Annotated in this window: 17 protein-coding genes and 2 pseudogenes; 12 read left to right on the top strand and 7 right to left on the bottom strand. The window is 52.0% G+C overall.

What is annotated here, in order from left to right; genetic code table 11:
- Positions 1-7: 7 nt before the first annotated feature.
- The 3 genes and pseudogenes from DOS48_RS19170 to DOS48_RS19165 form a co-directional block, all read right to left on the bottom strand.
- Positions 8-1,147, bottom strand: coding sequence for a DegT/DnrJ/EryC1/StrS aminotransferase family protein (locus DOS48_RS19170; RefSeq protein ID WP_127117270.1), 1,140 nt, complete (start codon positions 1,145-1,147; stop codon positions 8-10).
- Between the two features lie 87 nt (positions 1,148-1,234).
- A pseudogene (locus DOS48_RS29355) lies at positions 1,235-1,465 on the bottom strand (IS6 family transposase); the annotation flags it as partial.
- Positions 1,466-1,504: 39 nt separating this feature from the next.
- A pseudogene (locus tag DOS48_RS19165) lies at positions 1,505-2,327 on the bottom strand (IS5 family transposase); the annotation flags it as partial.
- 184 nt (positions 2,328-2,511) lie between these two features.
- Here DOS48_RS19165 and DOS48_RS19160 point away from each other — a divergent pair.
- Positions 2,512-3,915 (top strand): hypothetical protein, encoded by a 1,404-nt coding sequence (locus tag DOS48_RS19160; protein WP_244629377.1) that lies wholly within the window; start codon positions 2,512-2,514, stop codon positions 3,913-3,915.
- 19 nt (positions 3,916-3,934) lie between these two features.
- Here DOS48_RS19160 and DOS48_RS19155 read toward each other — a convergent pair whose 3' ends face one another.
- On the bottom strand, positions 3,935-5,374 hold the full coding sequence (locus tag DOS48_RS19155) for a sulfatase (RefSeq protein WP_127117269.1): 1,440 nt from the start codon (positions 5,372-5,374) through the stop codon (positions 3,935-3,937).
- Between the two features lie 55 nt (positions 5,375-5,429).
- Between DOS48_RS19155 and DOS48_RS19150 the strand changes: the two genes are divergently transcribed.
- The 8 genes from DOS48_RS19150 to DOS48_RS19115 all read left to right on the top strand — a co-directional run bounded on the left by DOS48_RS19150 (position 5,430) and on the right by DOS48_RS19115 (position 13,090).
- Positions 5,430-5,960 (top strand): DapH/DapD/GlmU-related protein, encoded by a 531-nt coding sequence (locus tag DOS48_RS19150; protein ID WP_127117268.1) that lies wholly within the window; start codon positions 5,430-5,432, stop codon positions 5,958-5,960.
- A 157-nt stretch (positions 5,961-6,117) separates the two neighbouring features.
- A complete protein-coding gene (locus tag DOS48_RS19145; protein ID WP_158283839.1) occupies positions 6,118-6,294 on the top strand; it encodes a hypothetical protein in 177 nt (58 codons plus the stop codon).
- Between the two features lie 210 nt (positions 6,295-6,504).
- Positions 6,505-7,389: an IS1595 family transposase gene (locus DOS48_RS19140; protein ID WP_127117267.1), complete on the top strand. Its 885-nt coding sequence runs from the start codon at positions 6,505-6,507 to the stop codon at positions 7,387-7,389.
- Positions 7,390-7,508: 119 nt separating this feature from the next.
- Positions 7,509-8,465 carry a glycosyltransferase gene (locus tag DOS48_RS19135; protein WP_158283838.1) on the top strand — a complete coding sequence of 319 codons (957 nt, stop codon included), beginning with the start codon at positions 7,509-7,511 and terminating at the stop codon, positions 8,463-8,465.
- Entirely contained in the window at positions 8,458-9,735 is a 1,278-nt protein-coding gene (locus DOS48_RS19130; RefSeq protein ID WP_127117265.1) for an O-antigen ligase family protein, read from the top strand. The genes DOS48_RS19135 and DOS48_RS19130 overlap by 8 nt, the downstream gene beginning before the upstream one ends.
- Before the next feature lie 68 nt (positions 9,736-9,803).
- Positions 9,804-10,943 carry a glycosyltransferase family 1 protein gene (locus DOS48_RS19125; protein WP_127117264.1) on the top strand — a complete coding sequence of 380 codons (1,140 nt, stop codon included), beginning with the start codon at positions 9,804-9,806 and terminating at the stop codon, positions 10,941-10,943.
- Between the two features lie 72 nt (positions 10,944-11,015).
- Positions 11,016-12,128, top strand: coding sequence for a glycosyltransferase (locus DOS48_RS19120; protein ID WP_127117263.1), 1,113 nt, complete (start codon positions 11,016-11,018; stop codon positions 12,126-12,128).
- Positions 12,129-12,154: 26 nt separating this feature from the next.
- The gene (locus DOS48_RS19115; protein ID WP_127117262.1) at positions 12,155-13,090 is read left to right on the top strand and encodes an NAD-dependent epimerase/dehydratase family protein; all 936 of its coding nucleotides are present in this window, start codon (positions 12,155-12,157) and stop codon (positions 13,088-13,090) included.
- 28 nt (positions 13,091-13,118) lie between these two features.
- Here DOS48_RS19115 and DOS48_RS19110 read toward each other — a convergent pair whose 3' ends face one another.
- Complete coding sequence (locus DOS48_RS19110; RefSeq protein ID WP_158283837.1) at positions 13,119-13,280, bottom strand: hypothetical protein; 162 nt, start codon at positions 13,278-13,280, stop codon at positions 13,119-13,121.
- Positions 13,274-13,507: a hypothetical protein gene (locus DOS48_RS29350; protein WP_244629375.1), complete on the bottom strand. Its 234-nt coding sequence runs from the start codon at positions 13,505-13,507 to the stop codon at positions 13,274-13,276. The genes DOS48_RS19110 and DOS48_RS29350 overlap by 7 nt, the downstream gene beginning before the upstream one ends.
- Here DOS48_RS29350 and DOS48_RS19105 point away from each other — a divergent pair.
- Entirely contained in the window at positions 13,400-13,705 is a 306-nt protein-coding gene (locus DOS48_RS19105; RefSeq protein ID WP_321169476.1) for a hypothetical protein, read from the top strand. The genes DOS48_RS29350 and DOS48_RS19105 overlap by 108 nt on opposite strands.
- 136 nt (positions 13,706-13,841) lie before the next feature.
- Here the strand turns inward: DOS48_RS19105 and DOS48_RS19100 are convergent, their stop codons facing one another.
- Positions 13,842-14,150 carry a MarR family transcriptional regulator gene (locus DOS48_RS19100; protein ID WP_127117261.1) on the bottom strand — a complete coding sequence of 103 codons (309 nt, stop codon included), beginning with the start codon at positions 14,148-14,150 and terminating at the stop codon, positions 13,842-13,844.
- A gap of 384 nt (positions 14,151-14,534) precedes the next feature.
- Between DOS48_RS19100 and DOS48_RS19095 the strand changes: the two genes are divergently transcribed.
- Together DOS48_RS19095 and DOS48_RS19090 are read left to right on the top strand one after the other, a co-directional pair.
- Positions 14,535-14,852: a PadR family transcriptional regulator gene (locus DOS48_RS19095; protein ID WP_127117260.1), complete on the top strand. Its 318-nt coding sequence runs from the start codon at positions 14,535-14,537 to the stop codon at positions 14,850-14,852.
- Complete coding sequence (locus tag DOS48_RS19090) at positions 14,849-15,325, top strand: hypothetical protein (protein WP_127117259.1); 477 nt, start codon at positions 14,849-14,851, stop codon at positions 15,323-15,325. The genes DOS48_RS19095 and DOS48_RS19090 overlap by 4 nt, the downstream gene beginning before the upstream one ends.
- Positions 15,326-15,344 lie beyond the last annotated feature (19 nt).

Here is a 15,344-nt window from a genome sequence, read left to right as displayed (position 1 = left end):
CCAGTGGTTACTGATCCACCGCTTCGATCACAGCATCAGCGATTCGGTCTGTCTCCGCTGTGGAAAGGGTCGGATACATCGGTAACGAAAGCACACGGCTTGCGATATCCTCCGTAACAGGTAGATCCGGAGTATCGTTCTTTGTTCGCATATAATATTCAGTCTGGTGGACAGCTGGATCCCAGTATACTTTGGAGGAGATCTTGTGATCCTCCAAGGTCTCGATCACGTGATTGCGATTGATCCATTTAGCAAGCTCTATCGTATACAGTTGATAGACGTGGGTTCCCGCGTCTGGGGGCGTGTGTGGTTGTACTCCATCAATGTCTACAAAGTGATCACTAAGTTCGTTGGCGACCTGCTGACGGCGCTTAATGAGCTCATCGATCCGATCGAACTGAGAGCATCCCAACGCGGCTGTGAGATCTGACATTCGAATATTGGTTCCGATTTCAGCGTAGTCGCCGGATTCTGAACTCTCGAAGTAGTCGCTTGACGCACGGCCGTGTGAGCGGTACAGTTTCACCTGTTCTGCGAGTTTGTCATCATCAGTAACGACTGCACCACCTTCACCCGTGGGAACAATCTTGTTTTGACAGAAACTCAACGCTGCGGCGTCACCAAAAGAGCCGAGTTTTTGCCCGTCAAACTCGGCACCAAGAACCTCTGCTGCGTCCTCAACGAGAGCGAGATTGTGCTCAGCCGCAAGGTCGGCTAGTTCATCGATTCGACAACTGGTTCCGTACGGGTGAACGGGAATAATCGCGGCAGTTGATTCCGAGAGATTGTCTTCCACTGAGGCAGGGCTGAGTCCATATGTATCCGACTCAATATCGGCGAAGATCGGCTCTGCATCGACTAATCGAACTGCGTTGGCAGTTGCGATGAATGTGAATGCTGGAACGATAACTTCATCATCCTCACCGATTTCAAGCCCATGAAGTGCGGCGACAAGCGCGGTTGTTCCCGAGTTGACGACGAGAGCGTTATTTACATTCAAAAACTCTTCAAGTTTCGACTCAAACTGATCGACGTATGGTCCTTTTGCCCAGTACCCGCCTCGCTTGATTGAATCTGCTACTGATGCGATGTCATTCTCATCCCACGGGATCTCGAAGAGTGGTATTGAGTCTGGTTTCCGGGTCATGCTTGTAATTGATTTTGATCCATATTAATTCACTGTTGTTAACCCCAGCAACTAGTCTGAGATGATGCACAATCAGAGGCGTAGTGTTCAAATGAGCTGATTCCACACGAAGGCGAGCGAGTTGATCCAATTGTTCGCAGTTTCTGCTTCAGTGTTGCTGAAACAGTTTGAGAAACGGGTACTTCCGCGCTTTAGCTCAGGGAAGACATGTTCGATGCTGTTCCGATTTCCATGCGGCTCGTATCTGACATCGAAACCACCTTTATCACAAGTTCAGCGCAGTGGAACCGGGCCATCAACGAGAAAAATCGATTCATCTGGCTGTATTGAATCGCCGTAAGGCGAGGTGATCCACGGTTTGACGAAGCGTTTGATGTTATAGACGACACACATCAGCGCGATCTCGCGGAACTCACGGAATTACGACCGCGCTCGCACGTCGAAGCCGAGTGGGCGCTTGATGCCGAGTTCACGGTTTCGGTCATAGAGCGCTGATTGTAGCGATTTTGTCAATTCTGGCGTTGTGTGCGTGGTCGTACGGCGCAAAGATCCGATGCTTGATCAGCGGTCTGATCCCGAGCTCGCGTAATTCTTCACGGAGCGATTGCTTGTCATAGCCTTTATGAGCCGCGAGCGACCGCAGATCGTCCGCGTTCCGGTGGGCGATCTGCTCAGCAAGGTCTGCGTCACTTCCTTCCCGGTTCGTTGAGCAGTGAATGTCAAAGACGGCTTGCGGCGCTGTATCGACGGGTTTTGTGACTTTGAGCTTCTGAACGCGGTAACTGATTTGCTGGCAGTAGTGGCGGCTCGCTGGTGATCAGTCGTAGAACGTGGCGTCGATCGCGGCGTGTTCAGAGAGATCGTGCAGCTGCGCCGACTGGCGCAGCAGCACTCGACAGACGCTCATGCTGATCCGGTCGAACGCCTTACACAACGTGGACGGCGCGGAGAGATCGGCCGCGCTGAGGCCGATCTCCCCGGTTATTTGTGGCATCTCTTTGAGCAAGTCGATCGTCATACGGTACGACGTATCGAGGTAAATCCGGAGACAATGGAGGGAAACGAGTGCGTAGTCGGCGAATTCGCCGCCACCGTCCGGGGTGGCGGATTCGCCTCCATCGCCAGTAACTCTTTTACCAACCGGCACAACCTCCCCGATGAAGCGGGAGATTTGGGTCATGAACAACTGAAGTCTCCCGCTTCAAGTCCTTTGATTTAACGGCTCACCTCGCTACAGTATGGCGATTCAACACAGCCCTTCTAACCCAATAGTGAGGTTTCTCGATCAACGGTTGCTTATTTGAGTTCCACCCTATGCGATAATAGTTATTGATTTACCTCTAGGTAAGATACTGCGTCTGTTGATGGAGATAAATGCTACAGAATACGAGTCACTTGAAAATGAGTTAGACTTATTCTCAATCCGGGTCGACCAGATACCAATCTGGGAACGAATACGCACAAACATCTTCCGGGAGATCGCCCGTAAAAAAGGACGCGGGCAAGCTCATACTCAAAACGGAGATGGAGTAAAAGACTACCTCCACGGCTTCTCACTATGGCTGAAAAATACCGTTAATAAAAACCCGTATTTCGCCGACGAACACGACTTCATCTTCTTCGGCCACCAACGCAGAAAGCTCGAAGAAGACAGCTATTGGTGGGGCATTTATTGCGATCCGATCCATGAGCAGGAGGAACTCGACTACGTCCACATGGAAGAACCGTACCTCTTGTCACATCGGAGCCCCGCGAAGACGAAGAACCTCAGATACCTTGAGCTTATACAGTACGGCGGAACGCTCCAACGGAAGCTCGGCCTACGCTTGCCGTCACTTCCCGACGACGTCGTCTCACAGCTTCGAGAGGCCGAAGCCGAGATTCGACGGCGTTTCAACGTTGAAGTCGATGTCGTCTCGGAAGCACGAGGAGCACTCCACGTTCGGAATACGACACTCCCGCAATACGAACGATTGTTAGACCAAGTCGACCCCGAAGTGGCCGTCATCGTCGTCTCATACGGGAAAGAAACGCTCATCGAGGCGTGTAAGCGAAAGGAGATTCCAGTCGTTGAACTCCAACACGGGGTTATCTACGATCACCACTTTGCGTACTCCTTCCCAGAAGGTGAGACTAAGACGACATTCCCCAACTACCTCCTGACGTTCGGTGAGTTCTGGAACGAGAACGCTCGGTTCCCGATCTCGGACGGCCGCGTGATCCCCGTCGGTTACCCGTACCTCGAACAGCGACTCAACAAGTACGACGATGTCGAATCCACCGAACAGCTCCTGTTCATCTCACAGGGAACGATCGGCCGCAAACTCTCGCAGTTCGCCCTGGAGGTTCACGAAGACGATCGGATCGATCACGAGGTCGTCTACAAGCTTCACCCTGGGGAGTACGATCGATGGGAAGACGAATACCCTTGGCTCGCAGAATCGGACATGCGGGTGATCGACGAGTCCGAACCACCGCTCTACCGGCTCTTCGCGGAGTCGAGCGCGCAGGTCGGGGTCGGATCGACCGCCGTCTACGAGGGGCTCTGTTTCGATCTTGAGACATTCGTGTTCGACGCGGACGGCGCAGATGTGCTCGAACCATTAGTTGAAGATGGGGTTGCCTCAGCGATCGGGTCAGTAGAGGAGCTTGCCACGAGCCTCCATTATAAAAATGGACAGGAATTCGAGCGAGATCGCTTTTTCAAGCCGAATGCTATCGACAACGTGATCGAAGAATTGAAAAATATTAAACAAAATTTACAGTAATTCGGCTATTTACACCAGATTAGATATATCCCATATCACGAAGGTGGTCTTCCAGTTCCTCAGTTAACTTTTCCTCTTCAGGATCCGCTTCAAACTCTTGATCGTTGCTTTTCGACCATTGGTCTAGTAAGGAAGAGAGAGTACCATACTTTGTAGAGTGTTCGTTACTAACATCTCGTTCCTCATCAGGTAATATATAGAGATTCGCCTCTCGATCTGTTCGGACTAATTTGAAGTCGGTTGTTCGTGCGGCCGTAACAAGCGAGGTTGGAAGGTGAGAAAGATCAACGTCAGGGTTGTACTGACGGATCCGCTCGTAATTCTGTTTATTATCGTCGTCGACCGTTCCCCGTAGATCTTGACTGACCGCTATCTCACGGGACTGCTCTCTGAGATCGTATCCTTGGAATTGAGACGTGTCCGCATCGACTATAGAGAGAATCGTCTGCATTAGGTCAATGTGTTGAGTCGGCCGATCGACGTGCCGGTCTACGTTATTGAGCCCATGAGTGACCATCGGTACGTGGATCAACCCATCGTGAAGAACCATATGGTGGCCGAGAAGTCCGTACTCACCGAAGAGGTCACCATGGTCAGCAGTAATAACGACGATCGTGTTTGAAAAACGATCTTGAACGTAATCGAAGAGTTTGCCGACACAGGAGTCGGTGTATTTGATTGTGGCATCGTACATCGCGTAGAGCATTTCCCATTCGGCTTCCGTCAGTGGAACTCCATCAGCCATCCACTCGTACAACTCATCGTGCATTTTTTCCGCGAAGGCTACTGCTTCGTCGGTTGTGTTCTCGAGTCCGGCGGTATACTCGTCTTGATACCTTTTAGGAGGAATATATGGGTGATGAGGATCGTTATAATGAATATAACAAAAGAATGGATCATCATTTGATGATCTCGATCGTAACTTTTGTTTTGCGATATCCGTTGTGAAATAGGAGTTGGTCTTCGAGTGATCGCTCTTGTTCGTACTGAGTCCAGGTCCGTGTGCCCGACTTTTGAAAAGATACTTAAAGAAGCTCCGTCTGAACTGGGGAGACAGTATATCCGAGAGACTGGACGGATTGGAATGAACGAACTCATCAAATCGTTTATCGATCCCTTTCGCTTTTCCCGCATATCCGTTCTCCGAAATCCCGAAGGTATCGTATCCTTGTGCCGCTAGAAATTCAGGAACGGTCTTCATCGATTCCGGAATTCGATATCCCGACTTAGTCCCTAACATCTGATGACTGGTGGGATATAATCCCGTTAGCATCGATGGTACTGAGACGGGCGTTCTGGTACTGTGAGCGATCCCGTGTTTGAAATTATTTCCGTTCTTACTCTCGGCGATTCTGGCTATCTCGGGTGTCGTCTCACGATGATATCCGTGGATCGAGGTGTGATCAGCTCGAACGCTGTCAAGAGTGATCCAGAGGATGTTCGGCTTAGGCGGATCCATTAGTGGCCCGTCAATCCGCTCAAGTTTAAGTGTTACAAATGCTATCCGGCAGATAATGAAAGCAGTATTGAAAGAGATCTGGAAAAGATACAAATCAATAGCAAGCGAACTGACTCGCCGTTGGTATACGTTTAAAGTCAGAGAACGGGCCTCAAGTGTTGGAAAACAACTCCGAGTAAACGGCCCAAGCAACGTCAATTCAAACACGTCATTAGGAGACAACGTCAATTTCAACGGGATCGAAGTTCGAGGCGATGGTGAATTAACTATTGGAGACAATTTTCATTCCGGACCAGATGTTCGGATTTTGACTCGTAACCACAATTACGATGATGGTGATGCGATACCGTATGACGATACGTATATCAGAAATCCAGTACGTATCGGAGATAACGTATGGGTAGGGGCTGGAGTTACGATCATTCCGGGTGTTGAGATTGGAGAAGCGGCGATCGTACAAGCGGGATCAACCGTCGTTGAGGACGTTCCGAGCGGTGCTATTGTTGGCGGACATCCTGCGGAACAATTTTCGGAACGAGATATGAAACATTATAATCAATTAAAAGCTAAAAATAAACACTACTAGAATATAATATACTGGCAAAGAACATAAATCAGACATAGTAATGGTAATGCCAGAATTTCTTCATAGGACATACAACATAGATCTGTGCAAGTCACCCATCGTCTACGAGAGACTGTTTCGATCTGGAGGCGTTCATGTTCGAAGTGGACGGCCGGATGTGTTCGGGGCGTTCGTGGAGGACGGGGCGGCGTCGATGATGAGCAGCGCCGAGCTGGCCGTGCAGTTGGGTTCGAGCGCCGCGAATCAATTTGATCGTGAGTGGTTCTTTAAATCGGATTTGGTGACGAATATTCTCAATGAGTTAGAGCAAATCTATGATTCACATAGCGAGTGAAGCGGTGGATGTCGTGGTTGGCATAGCAAGATGGTAAGAACATAATGCCAGTTATGAGAGTCTTGTGTGAATTATAGTAGAGAAACTGTCGTTTCTTGACGAGAAAGGAGACTTTTCAAACGCTCTTCGGAAGTAGATTGTTGGTCAGGTAGAGCTGTCGCTGTGGAAGCGTAGCGGGCAAGGGTGACGCGAACGCGTCACCCGAACGCAATGTTCCCCTTTGAATTGCTGAGTTCAGAGGCGAGCGCCGCGAACCTGCTGGAGCAGGTTCGCTGGCGCGAGGGCCTCTGTTGCCCGCGCTGCCGGTCTGAGTCAGTGATCAAACACGGCAGCTATCGAGAGTATCAACGATATCTCTGTAAGGATTGCGACCGCACGTTCAACGACAAGACTGGCACGATCTTCGCGCACGCGAAGATCGGCCTCGACAAGCTCTTGTTGGCGTTCTACTCGTTCCTCCGATTCAACACGAGTATCCGCCAGTTAGATGCTGAAATTGACGTTTCATATCGTTCACTTCGCTGGCACGTCGAGCAGTTCGCCAGAACGCTTGACGCGCCAGACATCTCTCTCGTTGGCCCGGTCGAGATTGACGAGTTCTACGTCTCTTCTGGATTGAAAGGCCGCGAGCGCGACCGCTGGTCGCGCTCTCGCGGCCTCTCTCGACGCGGACGCGGAACGTATAACCAAGACAAACCACCCGTGTTCGTCTTCGTGTATCGCGGCAGCGGTCAGCGGTACGTCATTCCGGCGAAATCCGCCGACGAAGCGACTGTGCGACTCCTTCTCGACAACCACGAGAAGGAGTCGTTGACCGTCTATACTGACGGATTTCGGGCCTACGACCCACTCGACGATGACGAGAACTTCCACCGAGAATCAGTAATTCACGGGAACGGCGAGTACGTTGATGGAGACGCACACGTGAACACGTGCGAGAGCCACGCGTCGCTGGCGCGACGGTGGCTCTCGCCGCATCGAGGCGTCTCAAAAGAAAAACTGACAGCGCATCTCAGACCGCTCCAGCTTCGGCGACGAATCCTCCGTAAACCGGGTCGAGAGGCGCTGAAAGAGATTGTCCAAGCAGTTCTCTGACTCACCAACAATCTACGTCACAAGAGCGTTCATCGATTAATCAAGAATCCAGATAAGATTCGGTAATTCGAAAATTCGGCAATTACTTATACACTGACGGTACAACAGTTAGTATACTTGTGCCGACCGTCTCGATAGTAATACCGACTTACAACCGGTCCTCCGTTCTAATGAGAGCGATAGATAGCGTCTTGGCACAGACATACGAGAATTTTGAGATAGTTGTCGTTGATGACTGTTCGACAGATGACACAGTAGAGGCACTGGAAGAGTATGACGACGACCGCATTCGGTACATCCAGCACGACAAGAACCAGGGTGCGTGTGCCGCCCGGAACACAGGCATCAAGCAGAGTAACGGTCAATATGTGGCATTTCTTGACAGCGACGACGAATGGGACCTGACAAAATTGGCGAAGCAAGTCGACTGTATGGAGAACACATCGGACTGTGTTGGTGTCGTCTATACTGGATATCGCGTGAAACGCTCCGACATCGTGGAGCTGGGACAAGTGCCATCGAAGCGCGGAGATATCCACCGAGCACAGCTAGCCAAAGATTGGGTGAGTCCGACATCTGCAGTGATGGTCAAGTCGGAGTGTTTTGATGAAGTTGGCATTTTTGATACGGGTCTAGCTGCCAGACAAGATTATGATATGTGGCTTCGATTATCTTATTCGTACGAGTTTGAATACGTGAAGGAACCACTAGTGACGCTGCACACTAACCGTAATAATAGAATAACAGACAATATTGATGCTCGGATGAATGCCCATCAGATACTGCTTAAACGCATTCGCGCTCGCATCGTGGAATTTGACTCTATTACCCAGCATCAAATTCTTTCTAGCCAGTATTTCAATATAGGTCGGTATCTCCAGAGAAATGGTCAAGATCGCCGGGCAGCGAAATTTTTTATATTATCAGTTGCTCATAACATATTTAATTTTACTTCTTGGCTCTGCTTGCTGCTCCTACTTTTGCACCTAAACCCCGATTCAGGAATATTGTTGAAGATGAAGAATAGTGTGAAAAAAATCAAGTTCAAATATAATAGATTAGAGATTAATGGGTGAAGGAATGGAGGAATCTCAGGTGAGGCCGGGGATCTGGCGGCTACCATTTCGGATTCTACTATTCACGCTACCGTTTCCAAGTGTTGCACTTCTAACTATATCTGGAGTTGGGTTTGGACTCCAGATGGTTCATGTGTCACTAGTAGTAGCCTCGATAGCGCTCGTAGTTGTATTTGTACGAGAAAAAAGAGTTTTATTAACTCGGACGGTCGGGTTATTTTCATTATTTCTATTCTGTGTTATCATAGCATCTTACATGTGGGTACACATCACACCAACAACCCCGTACTTTTCAGGTCTGTCTCCTTCTATCGCTGGGCAGTTACTATATTGGGTCTCCGCAATCGGATATCTATTAGTTGCGAACGTCTACACTAGTTATGTTTCGGATTTCGAAACGCTATACCAGGATTGGGGCTGGTTTGCGGCGGGAGCTACTGTTGCGATTCTGGTGGGTGGATACGAAATAATATCTTACTACAGTATCATCCCATTCCCTCACAATATCGTATATTCGAATCCTACATTCGCTCTCAATTGGGGCTCCAAAATAGCGGGTATCAAGCGCTTTACTTCCTCATTTCCCGAACCATCAATGTTCGCACTATACGGATCGGTTGCTCTCGGTGTGATCTACGGCCTTCGTCGCCGAGTCCTGTTAATTGTTTTTACTACTGGAATGTTACTAGCACTTTCTACGTCTGCAGTTATTGGCATTATGGGGGCAATTATCGGATTCCTGTATCTGAGCGAGGTAGATTATCAACGAGTTATAAAATTGGGAATCACATCAGCCACATTACTTACTATTGTCGTTATCATCTCAGAGACCCTACGGCAGGCACTATACACAACCACAATAGGTAAAATAAATACACACTCTGGAAACGCAAGACTAGAGATATTGCTCACAGGTTTGCGTGCGTGGGTAGAATCCCCTATATTCGGGTGGGGTATCGGGGCAGCACGAACGACCGATGGATTATCAACACTACTTATTTCTTTCGGAGTACTCGGTGCGGTTCCGCTAGGCTGGTTTTTTCTTAGGACGCTCTTTCTCCCGAGAGAATACCGACTCGCGAGAGGTCTTCGGATCGGTCTGTTCGCTGGGCTCATCGTACACCTAGTGGCAGTGCCTGACTGGATATTCCCATTCATTTGGGTTTTGGCTGGTGCGTTGTGGGCTTTCCCGCCAGAGAGCCATCTGTTATTCCACAATCGTAGTACCAAAGAGAAATCTACAATAAAATCGGTATGGGAATCAGAATAGAAACAAAACCGCGATCCCATGAAATATTTTAAACAATAGTTAATCCTCGATATAAGAAAACTAGACACTTGGAACCAAAGATAGCAAATACAAAATCACCTATGTCAGACAGAATTCAAGTCGGAATTAATGGTCGGGTACTGGTGAAGCCCAGTCCCGGCGGAGTCGGACGATACACGCACCGCCTGCTCGCTGAACTCACCGCGGGTAGTGTAGATAAATACGAGTGCTTGCCAGTTGCCATCGGGGCAGAAGATGTGTTGAACCTCCCAGATGGTGTTAAGACCGAAGGAGTAGTACCGGCTCACAGTGGCCCACGAGCACACCTCTGGGAGCAACTGACCCTCCCCCGTATTCTCGCTAGCGAGGAGTACGACGTGTTTCACACACCGGCAGGAAATCCACCTGTACTATCTCAAACTCCTCTAGTTACGACCATTCACGATATATCGCCGATCACGCACCCGGAATGGTTTACAAAATCCTACGCCGCACTCTATCGGATCTTGACGCCCCTAGCGGTGCGGGTATCCGACCGTATTATCACTGTCTCGAAATCCGCCCGAAATGAGCTCATCGATATCTATCCAACAGCAGCGAATAAGACCACAGTCATCTACAACGGTGTCGAGGGGCGTGACACAGTGGATTCGGAACCAGTTGATTCGCTTGAAACCGGGCAGTTTCTGTTATTCGTTGGGTCTGTCAATCCACGAAAAAACCTCTCGGGACTGCTCCATGCGTACCATCACTATCGTCAGAGAACCTCTGACCCGTACCCACTTGTGCTAGTGGGACCGGATAACGACGTGTTCGCATCCACTGATCTCCCAGCAGTTGATGGAGTTCACCGCCTCGGGTTCATGAGTGAATCCCAACTAACATGGCTGTACGACTCCGCCGCAGTATTCTTGTTTCCATCGCTCCACGAGGGATTCGGCCTTCCAATTTTGGAAGCGATGAGCGTCGGTACGCCTGTGGTGACATCGGATCGCGGGGCGATGGCCGAGGTCGCCGGTAATGCCGCCCACCTCGTTGATCCAACCGATCCGACTGCTATCGCGGATGGAATTGAAGATGTACTCGAGGATATAGAGTATCAGTACACTCTCAGTCAGCGAGGAAGAGATCGAGCCAGCGAGTTCACTTGGTCACAAACTGCTCACCAGACTGCAGAACTGTTCCGCGACGTTGCCGATGACGCATGACTACCGACCAGTCACCTTTTGTATCGCACCTTTCGAGATAGTGTATGACGCGGAACGAATTCATCCCCTAATATGAGAGTACTTCAGGTAAACAAGTTCTATTATCCGGATATCGGCGGTATTGAGCGTGTCGTTCAGAACATCACTGAAGGATTGCCCGACTCGTATTCGACTCGTGTTCTCGCATCGCGTCCCAGAGGATTCGGAGGTGCCGAACGACACAACGGAGTCGATGTGGTAAAAACGTCGAGTTTAGGAACCCCACTCTCAGTACCACTATCGCCAACATTTCCCATACGCCTCCGTGCGATGGTTCAGGACGCCGACATCGTACACCACCATCTCCCGAATCCACTCTCTACCGTCTCGCACCTTGCCGTCGGCGCAGGTGACGCGCCGGTCGTCGCCACTTATCATAGCGATATTGTTCGTCAAAAGAAGGCGCTCCGCGCATATCATCCCGTCCTCAAGCGGTTTCTCGACTCAGTTGACCGTATCATCGTAACGTCCGATCGATTACTCGATCACTCCGAGATACTTGAACCATTCACGGAGAAATGCGATGTCGTCCCGTTGTCGATCGATCTTAACGCCATCGGCGATGAGAATCCATCTCCCCTCGATATCAAGACACAGGAAATGAACATCCTTTTCGTCGGACGCTTGAATTATTATAAAGGTGTAGAGTACCTCATCAACGCTATGACCGATGTTCCGGCGAACCTGCTCGTCGTCGGAGATGGCGAACGGCGGACAGCATTAGAACAACGTTCCCGCGAGCGCGGCGTGGCAGATCGAGTCCAATTCCTCGGCCACGTCTCGGACGAGCGTCTTGCGAGCGCGTACCGCACCGCTGATCTCTTCGTCCTGCCATCGGTCGAACCGAGCGAGGCGTTCGGTGTTGTCCAGTTGGAAGCGATGGCGAGGGGATTACCAGTTGTGAATACGTCACTTCCGACGGGTGTCCCTTGGGTCAGCGTAGATGGCGAAACAGGCCTTACGGTTGCGCCTCGTGATGCCAGTGCTCTGGCCGATGCGATGAACGACCTGATCGACGACGATGATCTCCGCCAGAAGTACGGTGAGCAGGCTCGCGAGCGAGTCAAGCAACTGTTCACGCGCGAGCGGATGTTGGAGCAGATACAGACGATCTACCGGCGCGTAGCCGAAGAATCGAAGACGTAATTACGACACTTACTCGACACATAGGTATGAACGACAAGCGCGTCTTGGTCACGGGCGGGGCGGGGTTTATCGGCTCGACCCTCGCGAACCGCCTCGCGGCCGACAACGACGTGATCGCGGTCGACGACACGTATCTCGGCGATCCGGACAACCTCGATTCGAACGTGGAGTTCGTCGAGGCCTCGGTGCTCGACGACGACTACCCCGCCGACGTGGACGTCGTCTTCCACCTCGCCGCGCTCTCCTCGCGGAACATGCACGAGAGCGACCCCCAGCGCGGCTGCCGCGTCAACGTCGAGGGGTTCGTCAACGCCGTCGAGCGCGCTCGCAAGGAGGGCTGTGAGACGGTCGTGTACGCCTCGACCTCGTCGATCTACGGGAGCCGCACCGAGCCCTCGCCCGTCGACATGGACGTGGAGGCGCACACCGCCTACGAGGCCTCGAAGCTCGCCCGCGAGCGCTACGCCGAGTACTACGCCAACCACCACGAGATGGACGTGGCCGGGCTCCGCTTCTTCTCCGTCTACCAGGGCTTCGGCGGCAACGAGGAACATAAAGGCGAGTACGCGAACACGGTCGCGCAGTTCGCGGACGCGATCGCGAACGGCGAGGCGCCCGAGCTGTTCGGCGACGGCAGCCAGACGCGGGACTTCACGCACGTCTCCGACGTGGCCCGCGCCTGCGAGCTCGCCGCCGACCACGAGTTGACAGGCGTCTACAACGTCGGCACTCAAGAGGCGTACTCCTTCAACGAGATGGTCGCGATGATCAACGACGCGCTCGGTACCGATATCGACCCGGAGTACATCGAGTGCCCCTTCGACGGCTACGTCCACGACACGATGGCCGACTACTCGAAATTCCACGAGGCGACGGGGTGGGAGCCCGAGATCGGCTTCCGTGAGGGCGTCGAGCTCGTCTGTGCGCCCTACCGCGAGGCGGATACTCCCGGGACGAACTAGGCCGGATGCGACACGAAGTGTCTCTCGTTCAGATAACGAGTTCCACGACGAGCCCCATCTCGATGAGAGTTGAGTGACGGTTCGACAGCTCCATGCGCTCATCAAGGAGGCCGAGCTTCGGCCCCAACAGGTCGCAGATCGTCACGGACTCGATGTCGGTGAAGTGTACGAAGCACTGACGTACTACCACCGAAATCCGGAGGCAATGCGGCACGTCGAGGCCCGCCACGGCCGCGCTGTTGCGGAGGCGGCGCGGCGTTCGTCGGTTACCCCGACGGACTGAGGTACCGTCTTCTCGTCGATGAGAATATCGAGTATCTGATTGTCCACAAACTTCGAAACGATGGCCATGACGTCAAGCAAGTCGATGACCTCTCTGAATTCGGGAAGGGTTCGTCTGACCGAGAACCCGGCCATTTTTCGAACTCGAAACCCCGCCTAATTCTCACCTACGTCGACGATTTCGTACTCTATCTCGATACTTCCAGAGCGGTACTGTACATAAACGACGTGACGATTCCATCGGGAGAGATCGCCGATGAGATCTACCGGGTGCTGGATCAATACCCGCAAGCAGAGATTGATGGCGTAGTTTACGTCGAAGCGTGGATCTGATCCGCAGAAATTTGCTTTCCAAGAGTTGAGTCAAACAGAATGCTGTTAACCAACAACCACCCTCAAATGGATTTAGTGTTGGTTAAGTCTAATCCGTCAATCCAGAGTACTCCACACAGATTCAGAAAACTACCGTTCAGCCGTCACCAGTAGAACCATCGTGAGAATTCTCATCGGTCTCTTCGTCAATATACTGCCAATCTTCAGTGTCCAAACAGCCTTCAAGATATGCCTCGCCGTCTTCAGTGATCATGTAGACGCCATTTCCGAGATCGTTAATAAGGCCCTTTTCGGCTAGTATCTTACACCGACGATGAACCTGTACACGAGAATATCGTATTGGCCCCTCTCTTTTCATTTTCGTTGGGGAGCCGGATTCATTTTCAGATAAATATTCTAAGATGCGGTCGTCCGCTGCAGACATCCATTCACCAGCATATCTCATATGTTACCTTGGAGGACCCATATTTAATAGTAGTCCGGGTAGTTACCCAAAGAACTTCCAGTACATTAAAGTAATTTCAGTACTGGGTAGTAGCTACAGAGCCCGGTGACAAAGACTCGGCTAGTGAGAAATTGTGGAAAACCCCGGCCGCGGTGCTCCAACACCCGGCCGGGACGGGTTCTGTGCCCAATCACAGAACCATGCTAATGCTGGCAATTGCGGGGCTTAAGCCCTGCGAGACGACAGACAGATCGAACAGGGATACCTCAAGTTGTAGTCTGTGTGGAAACACAGCCGACGGCTACGACGCTGCCGTCGACGGCCCACTCTGTACAACGTGCGCTACGACGCCCAACGTCAATAAGGGAACTGCGGAGGGCCACAATGCCTAGCCAAAACACCGAGAGCGACGCCATTTCGCTTGCCGATCTCTCAGCCACCCATCGCGACCTGCTCTGGGTACTCTCGCAGACTGGCCCCAGCGAGAGCGGTCCACTCTACCACGCACTCACCGACTACTACACCGACGGCATCGACCACACCTGTGTCTGTAACACCCTCGAGGAACTCGTCGAACGCGACCTCGTCACCAAACAAACCAACGACTCCCAGTATCGACTTACCGAGTCGGGCCGCCGCGCACTCTCCGCGCGGCAAGCGTGGCAAGCTGGCACTCACAACGCCGAGGGAGGGAACGAATGACGCGCCCCGAGGACCCACAAGCCGCAGATCTCTCCCAGCTCACACGTATCTCACTCGACACCAACCACCCGATCTGCCAAGTCTGCGGCCAACCGCTCCACGAAGGCGACGACATCACTGCCTACGCCTACTGCGCGGCCGGCGACCCCGCGTACGCGATCGGCTACATCATGTGCGGATCAGATGTCCACGAACACCCGACCGTCTTCACCCGCGGTGTTCGCGAGTACGTCCTCACGGGCCACATCGGGACGTGTTCAAACACCCACACGCAATCCACAACGTTTGTCCTCCTCGATCCGACTGCGGTTGTCACGAGTCCCACGACAACCGCTGAGCCATACGTCCACCCGGACGCCCCAACACCACGAAACCCAACCCAGCCAACACAGCGGGAGCCAACCCCGCTTCTCACGGCTGTCCGAGAACACGCCCGCTCTGATGGTGGCTCCCCACGCGAGGGGTCGGAGTAATGCTGGCCGATCTGACCTA

It is taken from the genome of Halorubrum sp. PV6 (genome assembly GCF_003990725.2).
Taxonomy (GTDB): Archaea; Halobacteriota; Halobacteria; order Halobacteriales; family Haloferacaceae; genus Halorubrum.
This window is presented reverse-complemented; position numbering and strand designations above follow the sequence as displayed.

What these genes read in the sequence shown, in the direction of transcription:
- DOS48_RS19160 (WP_244629377.1), top strand. Translation starts at nt 2,512, where the DNA reads ATGGAGATAAATGCTACAGAATACGAGTCACTTGAAAATGAGTTAGAC.
- DOS48_RS19150 (WP_127117268.1), top strand. Translation starts at nt 5,430, where the DNA reads ATGAAAGCAGTATTGAAAGAGATCTGGAAAAGATACAAATCAATAGCA.
- DOS48_RS19155 (WP_127117269.1), bottom strand. Translation starts at nt 5,374, where the DNA reads ATGGATCCGCCTAAGCCGAACATCCTCTGGATCACTCTTGACAGCGTT.
- DOS48_RS19120 (WP_127117263.1), top strand. Translation starts at nt 11,016, where the DNA reads ATGAGAGTACTTCAGGTAAACAAGTTCTATTATCCGGATATCGGCGGT.
- DOS48_RS19090 (WP_127117259.1), top strand. Translation starts at nt 14,849, where the DNA reads ATGACGCGCCCCGAGGACCCACAAGCCGCAGATCTCTCCCAGCTCACA.
- DOS48_RS19170 (WP_127117270.1), bottom strand. Translation starts at nt 1,147, where the DNA reads ATGACCCGGAAACCAGACTCAATACCACTCTTCGAGATCCCGTGGGAT.
- DOS48_RS19130 (WP_127117265.1), top strand. Translation starts at nt 8,458, where the DNA reads ATGGGTGAAGGAATGGAGGAATCTCAGGTGAGGCCGGGGATCTGGCGG.
- DOS48_RS19140 (WP_127117267.1), top strand. Translation starts at nt 6,505, where the DNA reads ATGTTCCCCTTTGAATTGCTGAGTTCAGAGGCGAGCGCCGCGAACCTG.
- DOS48_RS19095 (WP_127117260.1), top strand. Translation starts at nt 14,535, where the DNA reads ATGCCTAGCCAAAACACCGAGAGCGACGCCATTTCGCTTGCCGATCTC.
- DOS48_RS19115 (WP_127117262.1), top strand. Translation starts at nt 12,155, where the DNA reads ATGAACGACAAGCGCGTCTTGGTCACGGGCGGGGCGGGGTTTATCGGC.
- DOS48_RS19100 (WP_127117261.1), bottom strand. Translation starts at nt 14,150, where the DNA reads ATGAGATATGCTGGTGAATGGATGTCTGCAGCGGACGACCGCATCTTA.
- DOS48_RS29350 (WP_244629375.1), bottom strand. Translation starts at nt 13,507, where the DNA reads ATGGCCGGGTTCTCGGTCAGACGAACCCTTCCCGAATTCAGAGAGGTC.